We start from the raw sequence: 18,142 nt of genomic DNA on the forward strand, positions 1-18,142 counted from the left end.
GGTCAGGGGCATCGCCCGTTGGAGGTTGGTGTCCGTGAGTCGGGTGGGGTGATCGTCGGGGTGGGTGGATAGCCTCAGCGCGTGCCGCCCAAGACTCGTCCTCCTCGTCCTGCGTTCCGCTGCGCCGATTGCGGCCATGAGGTCGCCAAGTGGGTCGGGCGGTGCCCCGGGTGTCAGGCGTGGGGAACCATCGAGGAGGCCGCTCCCGCCCGGCCTGCGCTGGCGAAGGTCTCGGCCGGTGCGCCGAGCACCCCGGCACGGCCGATCGCCGAGGTCGACCTGGACTCGGCGCGGTCGGTGTCGACCGGGATCGGCGAGCTGGACCGGGTGCTCGGCGGCGGGATCGTGCCCGGAGCCGTCGTGCTGCTCGCCGGAGAGCCGGGTGTGGGGAAGAGCACACTTCTGCTGGAGGTCGCGCACCGATGGGCCTCCGGGTCCTCGCCGGGCGCATCTCTGTACGTCACCGGCGAGGAATCAGCGGGCCAGGTCCGGCTCCGCGCCGAGCGGACCGACTCGGTGCACCCCGAGCTGTTCCTGGGCGCCGAGAGCGACCTGTCAGCCGTGCTGGGGCACGTCGACGCGGTCAAGCCCGGCCTGCTGATCGTCGACTCCGTGCAGACCGTCCAGTCGCCCGACGCCGACGGCAGTCCCGGTGGCGTGACGCAGGTGCGCGCGGTGACCACGGCGCTGGTGGCGCTGGCCAAGGAGCGCGGCCTCCCGGTCGTGCTGGTCGGGCACGTCACCAAGGACGGCGCGGTCGCCGGGCCTCGCGTGCTGGAGCACCTGGTGGACGTGGTCCTGCAGTTCGAGGGCGACCGGCACTCCTCGCTGCGGATGCTGCGCGGCGTGAAGAACCGCTTCGGCCCATCCGACGAGGTCGGCTGCTTCGAGCAGCGCGACGACGGCATCGCCGAGGTGCTGGACCCGTCGGGCCTGTTCATCAACCGGCAGGAAGCGGCCGTCGACGGGACGGCGGTGACGGTCATGGTCGAGGGCAAGCGCCCGCTGCTGGTGGAGATCCAGGCACTGCTGATGAAGACCGAGATGGCCATGCCGCGGCGATCGGTGAGCGGGCTGGACTCGGCGCGGGTGTCGATGATGCTCGCGGTGCTGGGCAAGCACGGGCACATCCCGACCGGCTCGCACGACGTGTTCGCCGCGACGGTCGGCGGCACCAAGATCGGTGAGCCGGCCGCCGATCTGGCGATCGCGATGGCCGTCGCGTCCTCCCAGACGGGACGTCCACTGCCGCCGAACCTGGTCGTGATCGGCGAGGTCGGGCTCGCGGGTGAGATCCGCCGGGTCAACGGCGTGGGACGGCGCTTGGCGGAGGCCGCGCGGCTGGGGTTCGACCGCGCGCTGGTGCCGCCGGATCCGGGTCCGCTGCCCAAGGGCATCAAGGTCACCGAGGTCGCGACCATCAAGGATGCGCTGAAGCTGGTCCGCCGCCGCAAGCAGGAGTCGGACTAGGGAACCACCCGGAACGGCGTGGGCGCGCTGGCGATCGAGGTGAGCCGGGCGACCGCCAGGTAGTCGCCGGGCGGCACGCGCTCCTGACGGGCGGTGCAGCCCGGAGCCGAGGTCAGGCCCTGCCACAGCACGTCGTTGCGGACGGGTTCGCCGGGTTCGAGGACCGGCCGCTCGTTGGTCGATTCCGCGTAGCAGTCGTTGCTGGACCACACGTGGCGTCCGGCCGGGGTGGTCACCTCGATCTCGCGGAGCATCCGGTTGAGGTCGCGCACGCAGGGGCGAGGACCGGTGTTGGTGACGACGACGGCGAGCCCGATCCGCTCGCCCGTCCGGTACGCCGGCTGCCCGACTTCGGAGGCCACCCGCAGCATCTGGTCCGGGCACGCTTCCGGCCCGTGGTCGGCGGCCACCGCCACGGGCTGCCCCGGTGGTCTGGCCACGTGCTGCGGCGTCGTGGCCGACGGTTCACCGGTGCCGGTGATCAGGGCGACCACGCCCCATCCGAGCAGTGCCACGACCAACGCGGAGACGGAGATCGCCACGGCGCGGCGACGCCAGTACACCGCAGGGGGCAACGGACCGTTCGGATCAAGCACGAACCGACCGTAACCCGGCGACTACGCTGAATGGACCCTTCGATGATCGCCCGATGGGGCGTATCCGCTGCTGCGGAACGTGATCAACGGGCTTCTTTCGGGCGACCACCGATCGCCTGGCAGTATCTGAAGACGCCATGAACACTCCCGCCACCGGAGCCGACCCCCGGCTCGACCTCGACGCCCTGGCCGACTGGTTCACCGCCACCGCCCGCCCGCTGCCCTGGCGCGCCGCCGGCGTGACGGGCTGGGGCGTGCTGGTCAGCGAGACGATGCTGCAGCAGACGCCGGTCAACCGCGTCCAACCGATCTGGGAGGAGTGGATGCACCGCTGGCCGCGTCCCTCCGACCTCGCCGCCGAATCGCAGGGCGAAGTGCTGCGCGCGTGGGGCAAGCTCGGCTACCCGCGTCGCGCGCTGCGCCTGCACGAGGCCGCCGCGAGGATCGCCGCCGAGCACGACGACGTGGTGCCCTCCGACGTGGACACCCTGCTCGCGCTGCCCGGCATCGGCGCTTACACCGCTCGCGCCGTGGCGGCCTTCGCCTACGGCAGGCGCGCTCCGGTCGTCGACACCAACGTCCGCCGGGTCGTGGCCCGCGCGGTGCACGGTGCCGGGGATGCCGGACCGCCGTCGACCAACCGCGATCTCGCCGACGTGGACGCCCTGCTGCCCGCCGAGGACGCTCCCGCGGCGACGCTGTCGGCGGCGTTGATGGAGCTCGGGCAGGTCGTGTGCACGGTCCGCTCGCCGAGCTGCGAGCGGTGCCCGATCGCCGCCGACTGCGCCTGGCAGCACAACGGCCGACCGGCCTACGCGGGCCCGCCGAAGAAGGTGCAGAAGTTCGCGGGCACCGACCGGCAGGTGCGCGGCAGGCTGCTGGACGTGCTGCGCGGTTCGACCGGCCCGGTCACCCGCGATCAGCTCGACGCGGCGTGGGACGAGGCCGGTCAGCGCGATCGCTGCCTCGATTCCCTGCTGGTGGACGGGCTCGTCGAGCAGACCGACGACGGCCGCTTCGCGCTCCCCGGAGAGCGCTGATGGCCGATGCGCTGGTGTTCCACTTCGACGACGAGACCGAGGCGCGGATCCGCGACCTCTGGAAACGCCTCGGTGAAGCCGGAATCCCCGGCGCGGGCGACCGTCCGCAGGTGACGCTCGCCGTCGCGGGCAGCATCCCTCCCCCGGCGCGCAAGGCGCTGCGCGGCGAGCTGGAGCTGCTGTCGATCCCCGACCTGTGGTTGCACACGCTGGGCACGCTGCCCGGTGACGAGCGGATGCTGCTGCTGGGAGCGGTCGTCGACACCGAGCTGCTGGCGGTGCACTCGGCCGTGCACGACCTGCTGGCGGGCAAGGTGAAAAACCCGTCGGCCTACTACTTCCCGGGCGCCTGGATCCCGTGCTGCGTGCTCGCCAAGGGCCTCGACACCGATCAGCTGACCACCGCCTTCGCCGCGCTGCTCCCGCCCGAACCCGTGCGCGCAGCGGTCGAGGAGATCGCCGTCGTCGACACCCGCACCGCCGAAGCGGAAACGCTCCTGAAAACCACCTGAGACGCAGATCGTCACGAGTTGCCGACCTTGGGCTGAACGGCCACTTTGGACGTGCACGACCTCCACTAGTGCGGGAGGAGAGCTCATGTACGTCCTCGGCGCGGGAATCCTCGCGCACGGGATCGCCGCGAAGGGGCCGGAAGGCGTCGTGTTCGCCAACCTGGACCTTCGCGTCGAGCCCGGTTCGCTGACCGTGGTGACCGGGCCGAGCGGTTCCGGGCGCACGGCGCTGCTGCTGGTGCTGTGCGGACGGCTGCGGATCATCACCGGCGAGCTGGACGTCGACGGGTTCCCGCTGCCGCGCAAGGCTCGCAAGGTGCGCAAGCTGATCCGGCCGGCCCGGCTGCGGCCGGGCTGCGAGCTCGAGCCGCGGCACCGGGTCCGGGAGGCGATCACCGAGCGCAGGATCATCAGCGGCACCAACAAGGCCTCCCTCGAATTGGGTCTGGAGCTCGTCGGGCTGGACGTGGACCGGTCGCTGCTGATCGGCGAGCTGCCCGCGGAGGAGCAGCTGCTGCTCGCGGTCGCCCTCGCCGCCGCCCCGGCACCCGCCGGGATCGTGGTGGACGACGTCGACGCGGGCCTGACCCAGTCCGGCCGGGCGCGGGTGTGGGCGGCGCTGCACGAGGTCACCCGGATCGGGATGACGGTGATCGCCAGCTCCACCGACCGCCCGCCCGGGGACGTCAACGTGGTGCGCCTGCCCGCGGGCCGGTTCTACGAGCCGACCGCGGAGATCGAGCTGGTGGGAAAGGCCGGCAGGTGAGGGCCGTTCGGCTCGCCTGGCTGGAGCTGCGGCGCTTCCGAGGCCGCCTGCTCCGGCTGGTCCCGCTCGTCCTGATCCTGGTGCCGCTGCTGTACGGGGCGCTGTACCTGTGGTCGAACTGGGACCCCTACGGCAAGCTCAACCGGGTTCCGGTGGCGGTGGTCAACAACGACCGGGCGGTGGACCGCAACGGGGAGCACCTCGATGCGGGCGTGCAGTTCATCAGGCAGCTCAAGGTCAACGACGTCTTCGACTGGCGCTTCGTGCGCGGCACCGAGGCGCGGCGGGGGCTCGCCGAGGGGCACTACTACTTCGTCATCGAGGTCCCGTCCGATTTCAGCGCCAAGCTCGCGGCGGCCGCCGACGGCAACCCGAAGCGGGCGGCGGTGCGGCTGACGAAGAACGACGCCAACGGCTACATCGCCGGGATCATGGCCGACACCGTCGAGACCGAGCTGCAGAACCAGATCAACGCCGCCGCGCACGCCAGCTACGCCCGCGCCCTCTACGGCGAGCTCGGCCACATGCGGGAGAAGCTGCACGCCGCGTCGGAGGCGTCGAAGAAGCTCGTCGACGGCACCGGTCTGAGCATGCAGGGCACGGCCGCTCTCACCAGGGGGCTCGGCGGGGTGCGGGACGGCACGAGCCTGGTCTCCAACGGCGTGCGGGACATCTCGGAGGCGACGGCCCGGCTGGACGGGCAGCTGAACAGCATCGCCGACTTCACCGCCGATCAGCTTCCCGGTGCGGTCAACTCGCTGGTCAACGCCAGCGGTGTCGCGGTCAGCGGGCTCACGTCGATCTCCACCGCGACGGCGATGCTGGAGCAGCAGGCCGCCGACGGGCTCTCCGCGGTGCAGCGGCTCGGTTCCGCGCACCCCGAGCTGCGCGGTGATCCGGCCTACCAGCAGGCCCTGGACACCTCCCACCGACTCGCCGGTGGCGCGTCGGCGGCCGATGCCCGGGCGCGGGAGTCGCTGCGGACCGCGGAGGAGGCCAGCCGCCGGGCGCGGGCGCTGCAGGCCAGCATGGGGCCGCTGCAGGAGCGGGTCCGGTCGATCACCGCACCGGTGGACACGCTGCACGCCGGGACGACGCAGGTGGCGGCCGGGTCGCAGGGCATCACCGGCGGCTTGAACTCGCTGGTGGCGGGCAGCAACGTGCTGCAGACGGGCGCGGGTCAGCTCAACGGGAGCTCGAAGGACCTGCAGAAGATGATCAACGACGCGCTGCACCGGATCCCGCCGACCAACCCGACGCAGGTCGCGCACGCGGCCGACGTCCTGGGCTCGCCCACCGAGATCCGCACGGCCAACCTCAACCCCGCGTACGTCTACGGACGCGGTCTGGCCCCGTTCTTCTTCGCGATCGCGCTGTGGGTGTTCGGGCTGTTCGCGTACCTGCTGCTCAAGCCGGTGAACCTGCGGGCGCTGGCGGACCGGATCAACCCGTTCTCGATCGCCGTCGCCGGGTTGCTGCCCGCCGCGGCGCTCGGCGTGATCGGCGGCCTGGTGCTGTTCGCGGTGGTCAACTTCGGGCTCGGGCTCAACCCGGTGCACGTGCCCTGGACGCTCGGGATCCTGTCGCTGGCCGCGGTGACGTTCGTCGCCATCGACCACCTGCTGCGCACCGCGTTCGGCGCGATCGGCGACCTGCTGTCGCTGGTGCTGCTGATCGTGCAGCTCACCGCGTGCGGCGGCCTGTACCCGATGGAGACGACACCGGCCCCGTTCCAGGCGATCCACCCGTTCCTGCCGATGACCTACCTGGTCGACGGGCTTCGGGTGACGATCTCCGGCGGCCTGGCGATGCACCTGTACCGGGACGTGGCCGTGCTGGGCAGCGTGCTGCTGGCCGTGGTCCTGCTGACGACGCTCGTGGTGCACCGGCAGCGCACGTGGACGCTGGGGCGCCTGCACCCGCAGATCGAGCTGTGAGTGCTACCGCGGGTGAGATCGACGAGACACGGTGCTCGGCGGGAAACGCTCGTAGGGTTGAGCCATGGCTGTTGTGAAGATCAACGCGATCGAGGTCCCCGAAGGTTCCGGTCCGGAGCTGGAGAAGCGCTTCGCCTCCCGCCACGGCTCGGTCGACGACGCGCCCGGCTTCCTGGGCTTCGAGCTGCTGCGCCCGGTGAAGGGCGACAACCGGTACTTCGTCTACACGAAGTGGGAGACCGAGGAGGACTTCCAGAACTGGGCCAACGGCCCGGCCAAGGAAGCCCACGCGGGCGAGCGGAAGAACCCCGTCGCCTCCGGCTCCAGCCTGCTGGAGTTCGAGGTCGTGCTGGGCTCCCACCCGGAGAAGTGAATCAGCCGGCGACGCGCAGGGTCGTGAACACGGCCCTGTGGTCGCTGCCTGGGATGTCGATGACCTCGTAATCCTGCGCGCGCACGCCGCCCGAGGACAGCACGTGGTCGATGGCCACCGGTGGCGCGGTCCAGTCCGCGGGCCACGTCGGCGTCAGACCCGCGCCCACCGCGGCGGCGGCGTCGAGATAACCGCGGCCGATGAGGTCCTTGAGCCGGGTGTGGTCGAGGGTCGCGTTGAAGTCACCCGCCATCACCCGCGGCCGCCCGGTCCGCGAGGGCTCGGGCAGCGCGACCAGGTCGCGCGCCCAGACCTGCGCGGTGTCGGCCCCCATCGGGTAGATCGGGTGCACCGCGACGAACTCCACGTCCCGGCCCACCGGCACGTCCACCAGCGCTGACGGTTGCGCCAGGGTCGTGGGAGGCACCAGCGCCAGCTCGCGCAGCGGGTAGCGGGAGACGATCCCGGTGCCGTCGGCCTTCGGGCCCGGCTGCAGGACCCGGTTCGGCAGCTCCGCGAACAGGCCCGCCCGGTCGAGCGCGGCGACCATCTCCGGGGTGAGCTCCTGGAGGCTGAGCACGTCCACGCGCCTGCCCCGGACCTCCTCGACGATCTTGGCGGCATCGGCGCCGCCGAAGTAGGTGTTGACCGACAGCACCCGCAGCGGCTCGCCCCCGGCGGCCACCTGGTCCGGCAGCACGCGCGGGACGACGGTGTAGATCAGCGCGACCGTCGCCAGCAGCGCGAAGAGCACGTTGAGCCAGCGCCGCAGCAGCAACCCCAGCAGCACCAGGACCGCCCCGGCGACCACCGCGTACGGGGTGAGCGCGGTCAACGCCACGGTGTAGCGCTCGACGTCGAGCTCGACGATCGGCAGCGCCGCCCAGCCCAGGAAGGCCAGCGTGAGCAGCGACAGCAGCGCCGTCATGCAGCCACCGCCGGGTTTGCGGGCGACGTCGTCGTCCACCGGCTCGTCGACCGCCTCGTGCGCCGTGCGCGTCATCCCTGCCTCCGTCTGCTCCCCAGCCCCCGGCCATCCGGACGTCCGACGCCCCCGGATGGTTGCGTCCCAGCCTGCCAAAGATCACCGGACACGCCGAGGAGTGCCACAGGTCACACGCGATCAGGGCGAAACCCCGGAATCCGCTGGAATCATGGAATAAACGGACAAACGACCACCGGAGTTCGCCCCGCATGGATCTGACGACGACAGCCGCCACGTCCGCCCAGCCCACCGGCTTCACAGCCTGGGTCATCGGGGTGATGGAAACCCTCGGCGGCCCGGGCGCCGGCATGATCATCGCCCTGGAGAACCTGTTCCCGCCGATCCCGTCCGAGCTGATCCTGCCGCTGGCCGGGTTCACCGCGAGCCGCGGCGACATGTCGCTGCTCGGAGCGGTCCTGTGGACCACGCTGGGCTCGCTGGTCGGCGCCCTCGCGCTGTACTGGCTCGGCGCGAAGCTGGGCCGGGAGCGGACGCGCGCGGTCGCGGCGAAGCTGCCGCTGGTGAAGCTCTCCGACGTCGACAAGACCGAGGCGTGGTTCGCCAAGCACGGCGTGAAGGCCGTGTTCTTCGGCCGGATGATCCCGCTGTTCCGCAGCTTCATCTCGCTGCCCGCCGGCGTCGAGCAGATGCGGCTGAGCACGTTCGCGCTGTTCACGACGCTGGGCAGCCTGGTGTGGAACACGATCTTCGTGCTCGCCGGCTACCTTCTCGGCCAGCACTGGTACCTCGTCGAGCAGTACGCGGGACTGCTGTCCCGGGCCGTGGTGATCACCGCCGCGCTGACCGTCGTGGTGTTCGTGGTCCTGCGCATCCGCAACAACCGCCGGGACCAGGCGATCGCGGAGGCCCCCACGGTCCAGTTCGCCCGCGTCCAGGCCGACCACCCCACCGAGGAGATCCGCCGGATCCGATGAGTGCCGAGGCCCGGTGAAGCCCGGGCCCCGGACGGCGAAACGGCCCCCGCACCGAGTGGGTGCGGGGGCCGTTTCGCGTCCTGGATCAGGACTCGGTGTTGCCGTTGTCCTGCTTGTCCTCGCCGTGGGCGGAGACGCCGACCGGCGGGGCGTCCGGCACCGCCGACGGCTTGGGCTCACCGCGGAAGGTGAAGGTGGCCTTGTCGTCCGGCCCTTCGCCTTCCCAGCCCTCGACGTCGACGATGACGATCTGACCCGGCTCGACCTCGCCGAACAGGATCTTCTCGGACAGCTTGTCCTCGATCTCGCGCTGGATCGTCCGGCGCAGCGGCCGCGCACCCAGCACCGGGTCGAACCCGCGCTTGGCCAGCAGCTTCTTCGCCGTGTCCGTGAGCTCCAGGGCCATGTCCTTGCCCTTGAGCGCCTTCTCCACGCGGTTGGAGAGCAGGTCGACCATCTGGACGATCTCGGACTCCGTGAGCTGGTGGAAGACGATCACGTCGTCGATCCGGTTGAGGAACTCCGGCCGGAAGTGCTTCTTCATCTCCTCGTTGACCTTGGACTTCATCCGCTCGTAGTTGGACTCAGCGCCCTGACCACTGGAGAAGCCCAGGCCGACGGCCTTGGAGATGTCCTGCGTGCCGAGGTTGGAGGTGAAGATCAGCACCGTGTTCTTGAAGTCCACCGTGCGGCCCTGGCCGTCGGTGAGACGACCGTCCTCCAACACCTGCAGCAGGGTGTTGTAGATCTCCTGGTGGGCCTTCTCGATCTCGTCGAACAGGACCACGGAGAACGGCTTGCGGCGGACCTTCTCGGTGAGCTGGCCGCCCTCCTCGTAGCCGACGTACCCGGGCGGGGCGCCGAACAGCCGCGAGGCGGTGTAGCGGTCGTGGAACTCACCCATGTCGATCTGCACGAGCGCGTCGTCGTCGCCGAAGAGGAACTCCGCGAGCGCCTTGGACAGCTCGGTCTTACCGACACCGGACGGACCGGCGAAGATGAACGAACCGGACGGGCGCTTCGGGTCCTTCAGGCCGGCGCGGGTGCGGCGGATCGCCTGGGACACGGCCTTGACCGCGTCGTTCTGGCCGATGATCCGCTTGTGCAGCTCGTCCTCCATGCGGAGCAGACGGGTGGTCTCCTCCTCGGTGAGCTTGAAGACGGGGATGCCGGTCCAGTTGGCCAGCACCTCGGCGATCTGCTCGTCGTCGACCTCCGCGACGACGTCCAGGTCACCGGCCTTCCACTGCTTCTCGCGCTCCTCCTTCTGGCCGAGGAGCTGCTTCTCCTCGTCCCGCAGGCGGGCGGCCCGCTCGAAGTCCTGCGCGTCGATCGCGGACTCCTTCTCGCGGCGGACCTCGGCGATCTTCTCGTCGAACTCGCGCAGGTCCGGCGGAGCGGTCATGCGGCGGATGCGCATCCGGGCGCCGGCCTCGTCGATCAGGTCGATCGCCTTGTCCGGCAGGTACCGGTCGTTGATGTAGCGGTCGGCCAGGTTGGCCGCCGACACCAGCGCGCCATCGGTGATCGACACGCGGTGGTGCGCCTCGTAGCGGTCCCGCAGACCCTTGAGGATCTCGACGGTGTGCTCCAGCGACGGCTCGCCGACCTGGATCGGCTGGAAGCGGCGCTCCAGAGCCGGGTCCTTCTCGACGTACTTGCGGTACTCCTCGAGCGTGGTGGCACCGATGGTCTGCAGCTCACCGCGGGCCAGCATCGGCTTGAGGATGCTGGCGGCGTCGATCGCGCCCTCGGCGGCACCGGCACCGACCAGCGTGTGGATCTCGTCGATGAACAGGATGATGTCGCCGCGGGTCTTGATCTCCTTGAGCACCTTCTTCAGGCGCTCCTCGAAGTCACCGCGGTAGCGGGAACCGGCGACCAGCGAACCCAGGTCGAGGGTGTAGAGCTGCTTGTCCTTGAGCGTCTCGGGCACCTCGCCCTTGACGACCTGCGAGGCGAGGCCCTCCACGACCGCGGTCTTGCCGACACCGGCTTCACCGATGAGCACCGGGTTGTTCTTGGTGCGGCGCGAGAGGACCTGCATGATCCGCTCGATCTCCTTGTCCCGGCCGATGACCGGGTCGAGCTTGCCCTCGCGCGCTGCCTGCGTCAGGTTGCGGCCGAACTGGTCCAGCACCAGCGACGACGACGGCGTGCCCTCGCCGCGGCCACCGGCCTCCGCCGGCTCCTTGCCCTGGTAACCGGACAGCAGCTGCAGCACCTGCTGGCGCACCCGGTTGAGGTCCGCACCGAGCTTGACGAGCACCTGGGCGGCGACGCCCTCGCCCTCGCGGATCAGCCCGAGCAGGATGTGCTCGGTGCCGATGTAGTTGTGGCCGAGCTGCAGCGCCTCCCGCAGCGACAGCTCCAGCACCTTCTTGGCCCGTGGGGTGAACGGGATGTGTCCGCTGGGGGCCTGCTGCCCCTGGCCGATGATCTCCTCGACCTGCTGGCGCACACCCTCAAGCGCGATACCCAGCGACTCCAGCGCCTTGGCGGCGACACCCTCACCCTCGTGGATCAAGCCCAGGAGAATGTGCTCGGTGCCGATGTAGTTGTGGTTGAGCATCCGGGCCTCTTCTTGGGCCAGGACAACCACCCGCCTCGCGCGGTCGGTGAACCTCTCGAACATTCGCACTCCCTGACTGCTGCGCCGGCGGTCTAGTTCCGGGACACGGCTTTAGCGCTACGCCGCGATCCACGACGGGTTCAGCACTCTTGGGGACCACTGTAGTAGCCAACCCCGGTCGCGGTCCGTGCCCGCTACGCCACATTCTTGTCCGGCACTGTGCCCAACGGCGCGTTGGCCTGCAGGATTCCTGATCTCGGCGCCGTTCCGCTGAGCGCGAACAGCGCGCGTCGGACCGTGACGCACCGTGTTCACGCCTGAGCGCCGGACCCTTCTCCGGCCCGCCTTCCCCCGATCGGGACCACCATGGGAGTACCCGCGACCGGATCGGGAATCACACGGGCTCGGAGGTCGAAGACGTCGGCCAGGAGTTCCTCGGTGAGCACCTCACCCGGCTCGCCCGAGGCGACGACCGCGCCCTCCTTCATCGCGACCAGCCGGTCGGCGTAGCGGGCGGCCAGGTTGAGGTCGTGCAGCACCATCACCACGGTCCGGCCGCTCTCGTCGTGCAGCCTGCCGACCAGCTCCAGCACGTCCACCTGGTGCGAGAGGTCGAGGTAGGTCGTGGGCTCGTCGAGCAGCAGCAGGTCGGTGCCCTGCGCCAGCGCCATGGACAGCCACGCGCGTTGCCGCTGACCGCCGGAGAGCTCGTCGAGGGTGCGTTCGGCCAGGTCACCGATGCCCGTCATGGCCAGCGCCTCGGCCACCGCCGACTCGTCGTCGCTGGACCACTGCCGGTACCAGGACTGGTGCGGGTGACGTCCGCGCGCGACCAGGTCGGCCACCGTCAGGCCCTCGGGGGCCGCGGGCGACTGCGGCAGCACGCCGAGGACCCGGGCGACCTCCTTGGTCGACATCGTGTGGATCCTCTTGCCGTCCAGCAGCACCTCGCCGCGCTGCGGCGCCAGCAGGCGGCCGAGGGCGCGCAGCAGCGTCGACTTGCCGCAGCCGTTGGGGCCGATCACCGCCGTGATCGTGCCGCCGGCGACCTCGAAGTCGAGGCCGTCGACGACGACGCGCTCCCCGTAGGCCAGCTTCAGGTCCCGGGCCCGGAGGCGGTCGGTGACCGCCCGGGCCTGGTCCTGCTCGGGGCGGGTAGAGGCGGACGCGGTCATGCTCGGACCTCCCGGTACCGACGGATGAGCAGGTAGATCAGGTACGGGGCGCCCAGGATCGCGGTCACGATGCCGACCGGGAGCTCCAGGGTGCCGAACGCGGTCCGGGCGATCACGTCCGAACCGACCACCAGCGCGGCGCCGAGCACGGCCGAGGTCAGCAGCGGTGGGCGCGAGGTGCGCGAGACCCGCAGCGCGATCTGCGGGGTGGCCAGCGCGACGAACTGGATCGGGCCGGCCGCCGCGGTGGCGATCGAGGCCAGCACGACCGAGGCGAACAGCAGGAAGCCGCGCGCGAGGTCCATCCGCACGCCGAGACCCCGCACCGTGTCGTCGTCGAACTGGAGCGCACCCAGCACGTGGGCGCCGACGAGGGCGAGCGGGACCAGCACGGCCAGCGCGATGGCGGTCGGCACCACGTGCTCCCAGCCGCGCGCGTTGAGGCTGCCGGTCAACCACACCATGGCGCGACCGGCGTCGTTGACGTCGCCGACGGTCAGCAGCCAGTAGACGGCGTTGCCCGCCAGCGCGCTGACGCCCACGCCGACCAGCACCAACCGGTAGGAGTCCACTCCTCGCCGATAGGCCAGCAGGTACACCGCGATGCCGGTGACCAGGCCGCCGACCAGCGCCACCACCGGCAGCCCGTAGTCGGACAGCGCACCGGACAGGCTGCCCGCGGTCCCGGCGAACACGATCACCCCGACGGCCGCGCACCCGGCGCCCCAGGTGATGCCGAGCATGTCCGGGCTGGCCAGCGGGTTGCGGGCCAGCGCCTGCATGATCGCGCCCGCCAGGCCCAGCGCAGCACCCACGAGCAGCGCGGTCAGGCCGCGCGGCATCCGCAGCTCCCAGATGATGATCGACTGCGCGCGGTCGCCGCCGCCGAACAGCGTGCTGAGCACCTCGGCCGGGCTGATCGGGTACTCACCGATCCCGACGTCGAGGACGAACACCGCCAGCAGCACCACGAGCCCGCCGACCAGCGCCAGCAGCGGCCGGAGCCGGAACACGCCGGAGACCGGGCCGACCCGCAGCGGCCGCCGCCCGGTGACCTCCTCGACCGGCCGGTCCTGAACGGTCGCCGTCATAGCCGCACCAACTTCCGGCGTCGCACGAGAGCGATGAAGAACGGGGCGCCGACCATCGCCAGCATCACGCCCACCTGCACCTCGGCGGGCCGGGCGACGATGCGGCCGAGCACGTCGGCCAGCAGCACCAGCGAGCAGCCGAGCAGCGCGGCGAAGGGCAGCAGCCAGCGGTAGTCGGCACCGGTGAAGTAGCGGGCGACGTGCGGCACGACCAGCCCGACGAAGCCGATCGGCCCGCAGATCGCGACGGCCCCGCCGACCAGAACGCTCACCGCGGCGATCCCGGCGCGGCGCGCCCAGACCACCCGGTGGCCCAGCGCGCTGGCCACGTCCTCGCCCAGCGACAGCGCGTTGAGGCTGGTCGCGTTGGCCAGCCCCAGCACGAGACCGACCACCACGAAGGGCGCGACCTGCGGCAGCACCGACGGATCGGTGATGGCGATCGAGCCGACCTTCCAGAAGCGGTAGGTGTCCATCGTCTGCTGGTCGGTGAGCACCAGGGCCGAGGTGATCGCGTGCAGCAGCGAGCTGATCGCCATGCCCGCCAGCGCCAGCGTCACCGGAGTGGCGCCGCCGCGGCCCATCGAGCCGATCGCGAACACCGCCAGAGCACCGATCAGCGAGCCGGCGAAGCCGAACCAGATGAAGCCGAACAGCGTGGTGATGCCGAAGGTGTAGACGGCGAGCACGACGCCGAGTCCCGCGCCCTGGGTGATGCCGAGGATGCCGGGATCGGCGAGCGGGTTGCGGGTGTGACCCTGCATCAGCGCACCGGCCAGTCCGAGCGCGGCACCGGCCAGCACGCCGGCGACGGTGCGCGGGATCCGCAGCTCCCGGATGATCAGGTCGTTCTCGGTGCCGCCGGGCGCGACCAGGCCGCTCCAGACCTCGGCGAGCGGAATCGTCTTGGCGCCGACCGCGATGCTCAGCACGACGCTGGCCAGCAGCACGAGCAGCAGGATCCCGATGCCGGTGAGGCGGCGGGAGCGTCTGCGCTTCAGGCGCTCACCAGGTGCGGCGGACGCGGTTTCCGACGTGGGCGGCTCGGTGAGAGCCTCCGTTCGAGCCACGTCCCACTCCCCTTCGGTGTTCACCCGGACGTTGCCCAGGTTAGGACAACCTAAGCCGCACCGACAGAGCGGGTTCGGATGTTCGCCATCACAGCCGCGAGCGGCGGGAGTTGTTCGAGACTCCGGACGAAAAGTGGAAGAGCTGTAGCGGACGTGCGGCCCGGGCCGTTATGCCAGCGGTTTTCCGGGAAAGTTGATCAATCGGGGGGAAACCGCGCAAATGAGTTACCCGAACGCAACAAAAGGCGTTCACCGGGCCCCGACGACCCGGCAAACGCCTCTTGAACGCGAGTTTCAGTTCGCCTGGTGGTACTGCTCCACGATGTCGGCCGGGATACGACCGCGGTCCGACACCTTCAGGCCGCGCTTGCGCGCCCATTCGCGAATGGCCTGGTTCTGCTCGCGGTCCGCACTGGTGGAACCACCGGTGGAACGCGCGGCCGCACCCGGGCGCGGACCAGGCTTCTTGCGGCCGCCGGCGCGCCGCGCGTTGGACACGTAGTTGGCCAGCGCCTCCCGCAGATCTCCGGCATTGTCGGCGGAAAGGTCGATCTGGTACGACACGCCGTCCAATCCGAACTCAACGGTTTCGTCGGCCTGCCCACCATCCAGATCGTCGACAAGGGTGACAGTGACCTTCTGCGCCATCTTCGAAGTCCTCCCCGAGCAAAAAATTGTGCTTTAGCGGGACAGCAACCATCTGCCGGGAGCGGAAACCCCCTCGCCAGAACGCCAGCCGCACTTGGGCAAGTACGCCAAAAGCCGTCGCCGACACATTCTGGGGTCAGGTTAGCGCAGGGACTCCGATAATGCACTCATCCGGTCCACAAAATTCTGTTGAGCCACCCTGATCGGGTCATTCCGGGCGGACCAACGGGAACAGGATCGTCTCCCGGATACCGAGACCGGTCAACGCCATCAACAACCTGTCGATACCCATTCCCACGCCACCGCTGGGAGGCATTCCGTACTCCAGAGCGCGCAAAAAGTCCTCGTCGACCGGCATGGCCTCGTCATCTCCAGCCGCCGCGAGCGCGGCCTGCTCCTCCAGCCGCTGCCGTTCCACAACCGGATCCACGAGTTCCGAGTAACCGGTCGCCAGCTCGAACCCGCGAACGTAGAGATCCCACTTTTCCGCAACACCCGCCTTCTCGCGGTGCTGACGGGTCAACGGCGAGGTCTCCACCGGGAAGTCGCGGACGAAGGTGGGGGCCGCCAAATGGTCACCGACGGTGTGCTCCCACAGCTCTTCCACCAGCTTGCCGTGACCCATCTTCGGATCGACCTGCACACCGAGCGCGTCCGCGTGCTTGCGCAACGCTTCAACCGGCGTTTCCGGCGTCACCTCGGATTCCAGCGCTTCCGACAACGACTCGTACATCGTCAGCGTCGCCCACTCACCGGAGAGGTCGTACTCGGTTCCGTCGAACCACGTGACGACCTGAGAACCGGAGACCCGTTCTGCCGCTTCCTGGATGAGCGACCTGGTCAGATCGGCCATGTCGTTGTAATCGGCGTAGGCCTGGTAGAACTCGAGCATTGCGAACTCGGGCGAGTGGGAAGAATCACTGCCTTCGTTCCGGAAGTTTCGGTTGATCTCGAAAACCTTCTCGATCCCACCGACAACGCAGCGCTTCAGATACAACTCCGGCGCGATGCGCAGGAACAGGTCGATGTCGAAGGCGTTGGAATGCGTGGTGAACGGGCGAGCGGCGGCACCGCCCTGCAACGTCTGCAGCATCGGGGTTTCCACCTCGATGTATCCGCGCTGTTCGAAGGAATCACGCAGCGAGCGCTGCACCGCGGCCCGGGTGCGCACCGTTTCCGCGGCCTGCTTGCGCACGATCAGGTCGACGTAGCGCTGGCGGACTCGCATTTCCTCGCCGAGTTCCTTGTGCATGACCGGAAGCGGGCGCAGCGACTTCGCCGCCATCCGCCATTCATCGGCCATCACCGAAAGCTCACCGCGCCGGGAGGTGATGACCTCACCGTGCACGAAGACGTGGTCGCCGAGATCCACCTCGCCCTTCCAGGACGTCAGCGACTCCTCGCCGACCTGCTTGAGGCTCAGCATCGCCTGCAGCTCCGTCCCGTCGCCGGCGCGCAGCGTGGCGAAGCAGAGCTTGCCGGTGTTGCGCAGGAACATCACGCGGCCTGCCACGCCGACCTGCTCGCCGGTCGCGGTGTCCGGCTCCAGGCCCTCGTGGGCGGAGCGGATTTCGGCCAGCCCGTGCGTGATGGGCAGCGTCACCGGGTACGGGTCGACTCCGGCGTCGAGCAGGCGCTCCCGCTTCTCCCGCCGGATCCGCATCTGTTCCGGCAGGTCTTCGACGCCGTCAGCGCTTGCCGGGGGATTGGAAGTGTCCTGGTCAGTCACGCAAAACAGGGTACGTAGTGGTGTGTTTTCTGTTTCCGGCGGCCTGCTTAGCGGTGCGGGTGGGGGAACCTGAGCGGCTCCGTGGACTCGCGCGCCACTCCTTGAGTATGTCGATACGCGGCGTCGCGGCGTGCTCGCCACGAAGCCGCTGGAGAACCCCCGGCGGTGGAAGTTGCTCAGGCGGGGCCAGGAGAAAGCACCTTCGGTGCTTGCCTGACGGTGCGGGCCTTGCCGCTCGCCTACTTCTCTGATCAGCGGAAGTTTCGGTCGTAGACCAGGCGCAGGCCCAGGAGGGTGAGGTCCGGGACGTGGTGGGTGATCGTCGTGGATTCGGAGAAGACCAGCGGGGCCAGACCTCCGGTGGCCAGCACCGTGGTGGGGCCTCCGTGGGTGGCTTCGAGTTCATCCACGATTCGGCGGACGAGTCCGTCGACTTGACCCGCGAATCCGAAAAGAATTCCGGATTGAAGGCATTCAACCGTGTTCTTTCCGATGACCGAGCGCGGCCGGACCAACTCCACCTTGCGCAACTGCGCCGCCCGCGAGGCCAACGCGTCGAGCGAGATCTCCACGCCTGGCGCGAAGGCGCCGCCGAGGAATTCGCCCTTGGCGGAGATGACGTCGATGTTCGTCGAGGTGCCGAAGTCCACGACCACGCAGTTCGTGGCGTGCAGGTGGTGCGCGGCCAAGGTGTTGATCACCCGGTCCGCGCCGACCTCCTTCGGGTTGTCCACCAGCAGCGGAACGCCCGTGCGCACGCCGGGCTCGACCACCACGCGCGGCACGTCGGTCCAGTAGCGCTCCAGCATCACCCGCAGCTCGCGCAGCAGCGCCGGAACCGTGGACAGCGCGGCGATGCCGGTGATCCGCTCGGCGTAGTCCCCGATCAGCCCCCGCATGGTCAGCGCCATCTCGTCGGCCGTCATCCGCGGCTCGGTGCGCATCCGCCAGTCCCGGACCAGCGTCGCGGCGAGATCCGGCGGGTCATCGACGTCGTCGTACAGCCCGAGGACGATGTTGGTGTTCCCGACGTCAATGGCCAGCAGCACGGAAAATGATCCCTTCGCACGAAAAGGACACGTCAGGCAACCGGCGAAGCCGGTTTCTCCTCACCCCACCCGAGCAACCCGCACCGCCGCGGGTTCTCAGACGTCCTCCGGGGAGGACAGCCGTAGCGCCGTGTAGTGGACGTCTCGGATCCCGGAGCCAGAGGGCGTCTGAGGTTCCGCTTCTGGCACCGACA

General features: G+C 69.8%; 16 protein-coding genes. 7 read left to right on the top strand and 9 right to left on the bottom strand.

What is annotated here, in order from left to right; translation table 11 throughout:
* Window positions 1-81: 81 nt before the first annotated feature.
* The gene (radA, locus tag E1202_RS16415; RefSeq protein WP_132684035.1) at window positions 82-1,470 is read left to right on the top strand and encodes a DNA repair protein RadA; all 1,389 of its coding nucleotides are present in this window, start codon (window positions 82-84) and stop codon (window positions 1,468-1,470) included.
* On the opposite strand, the gene E1202_RS16420 is transcribed toward radA, so the two are convergent.
* Window positions 1,467-2,066: a hypothetical protein gene (locus tag E1202_RS16420; protein WP_132684036.1), complete on the bottom strand. Its 600-nt coding sequence runs from the start codon at window positions 2,064-2,066 to the stop codon at window positions 1,467-1,469. The two genes, radA and E1202_RS16420, sit on opposite strands and share 4 nt — an antisense overlap.
* A 137-nt stretch (window positions 2,067-2,203) precedes the next feature.
* Here E1202_RS16420 and E1202_RS16425 point away from each other — a divergent pair, with 137 nt between their 5' ends.
* The 5 genes from E1202_RS16425 to E1202_RS16445 all read left to right on the top strand — a co-directional run bounded on the left by E1202_RS16425 (window position 2,204) and on the right by E1202_RS16445 (window position 6,694).
* Window positions 2,204-3,106 (top strand): HhH-GPD family protein, encoded by a 903-nt coding sequence (locus tag E1202_RS16425; protein WP_132684037.1) that lies wholly within the window; start codon window positions 2,204-2,206, stop codon window positions 3,104-3,106.
* Window positions 3,106-3,618 (top strand): 2'-5' RNA ligase family protein, encoded by a 513-nt coding sequence (locus tag E1202_RS16430; protein ID WP_132684038.1) that lies wholly within the window; start codon window positions 3,106-3,108, stop codon window positions 3,616-3,618. The genes E1202_RS16425 and E1202_RS16430 overlap by 1 nt, the downstream gene beginning before the upstream one ends.
* An 85-nt stretch (window positions 3,619-3,703) precedes the next feature.
* Window positions 3,704-4,384: an ATP-binding cassette domain-containing protein gene (locus E1202_RS16435; protein ID WP_132684039.1), complete on the top strand. Its 681-nt coding sequence runs from the start codon at window positions 3,704-3,706 to the stop codon at window positions 4,382-4,384.
* Window positions 4,381-6,321 carry a YhgE/Pip family protein gene (locus E1202_RS16440; protein ID WP_132684040.1) on the top strand — a complete coding sequence of 647 codons (1,941 nt, stop codon included), beginning with the start codon at window positions 4,381-4,383 and terminating at the stop codon, window positions 6,319-6,321. Before E1202_RS16435 ends, E1202_RS16440 begins: the two co-directional genes overlap by 4 nt.
* Window positions 6,322-6,385: 64 nt before the next feature.
* Window positions 6,386-6,694, top strand: a complete 309-nt coding sequence (locus tag E1202_RS16445; RefSeq protein WP_132623375.1) for an antibiotic biosynthesis monooxygenase family protein — start codon at window positions 6,386-6,388, stop codon at window positions 6,692-6,694.
* Window position 6,695: 1 nt separating this feature from the next.
* On the opposite strand, the gene E1202_RS16450 is transcribed toward E1202_RS16445, so the two are convergent.
* Complete coding sequence (locus E1202_RS16450) at window positions 6,696-7,697, bottom strand: endonuclease/exonuclease/phosphatase family protein (RefSeq protein WP_132684041.1); 1,002 nt, start codon at window positions 7,695-7,697, stop codon at window positions 6,696-6,698.
* 191 nt (window positions 7,698-7,888) lie between these two features.
* Between E1202_RS16450 and E1202_RS16455 the strand changes: the two genes are divergently transcribed.
* Window positions 7,889-8,614, top strand: a complete 726-nt coding sequence (locus tag E1202_RS16455) for a DedA family protein (RefSeq protein ID WP_132684042.1) — start codon at window positions 7,889-7,891, stop codon at window positions 8,612-8,614.
* Window positions 8,615-8,699: 85 nt separating this feature from the next.
* On the opposite strand, the gene E1202_RS16460 is transcribed toward E1202_RS16455, so the two are convergent.
* The 7 genes from E1202_RS16460 to E1202_RS16490 all read right to left on the bottom strand — a co-directional run bounded on the left by E1202_RS16460 (window position 8,700) and on the right by E1202_RS16490 (window position 17,948).
* Window positions 8,700-11,249 (bottom strand): ATP-dependent Clp protease ATP-binding subunit, encoded by a 2,550-nt coding sequence (locus E1202_RS16460; protein ID WP_132684043.1) that lies wholly within the window; start codon window positions 11,247-11,249, stop codon window positions 8,700-8,702.
* 248 nt (window positions 11,250-11,497) lie between these two features.
* Window positions 11,498-12,361 carry an ABC transporter ATP-binding protein gene (locus tag E1202_RS16465; protein WP_132684044.1) on the bottom strand — a complete coding sequence of 288 codons (864 nt, stop codon included), beginning with the start codon at window positions 12,359-12,361 and terminating at the stop codon, window positions 11,498-11,500.
* A complete protein-coding gene (locus tag E1202_RS16470) occupies window positions 12,358-13,452 on the bottom strand; it encodes a FecCD family ABC transporter permease (protein WP_132684045.1) in 1,095 nt (364 codons plus the stop codon). The genes E1202_RS16465 and E1202_RS16470 overlap by 4 nt, the downstream gene beginning before the upstream one ends.
* Window positions 13,449-14,522, bottom strand: a complete 1,074-nt coding sequence (locus E1202_RS16475; RefSeq protein ID WP_132684046.1) for a FecCD family ABC transporter permease — start codon at window positions 14,520-14,522, stop codon at window positions 13,449-13,451. Before E1202_RS16475 ends, E1202_RS16470 begins: the two co-directional genes overlap by 4 nt.
* Before the next feature lie 294 nt (window positions 14,523-14,816).
* Window positions 14,817-15,170 carry a histone-like nucleoid-structuring protein Lsr2 gene (locus E1202_RS16480; protein WP_132623387.1) on the bottom strand — a complete coding sequence of 118 codons (354 nt, stop codon included), beginning with the start codon at window positions 15,168-15,170 and terminating at the stop codon, window positions 14,817-14,819.
* A gap of 208 nt (window positions 15,171-15,378) precedes the next feature.
* Window positions 15,379-16,833 carry a lysine--tRNA ligase gene (gene lysS, locus E1202_RS16485; RefSeq protein WP_132684091.1) on the bottom strand — a complete coding sequence of 485 codons (1,455 nt, stop codon included), beginning with the start codon at window positions 16,831-16,833 and terminating at the stop codon, window positions 15,379-15,381.
* A gap of 317 nt (window positions 16,834-17,150) precedes the next feature.
* Window positions 17,151-17,948 carry a type III pantothenate kinase gene (locus tag E1202_RS16490; RefSeq protein WP_132674495.1) on the bottom strand — a complete coding sequence of 266 codons (798 nt, stop codon included), beginning with the start codon at window positions 17,946-17,948 and terminating at the stop codon, window positions 17,151-17,153.
* Window positions 17,949-18,142 lie beyond the last annotated feature (194 nt).

The sequence above is a fragment of the Saccharopolyspora karakumensis genome (assembly GCF_004349225.1).
In the GTDB taxonomy this organism is placed as follows: Bacteria; Actinomycetota; Actinomycetes; order Mycobacteriales; family Pseudonocardiaceae; genus Saccharopolyspora; species Saccharopolyspora endophytica.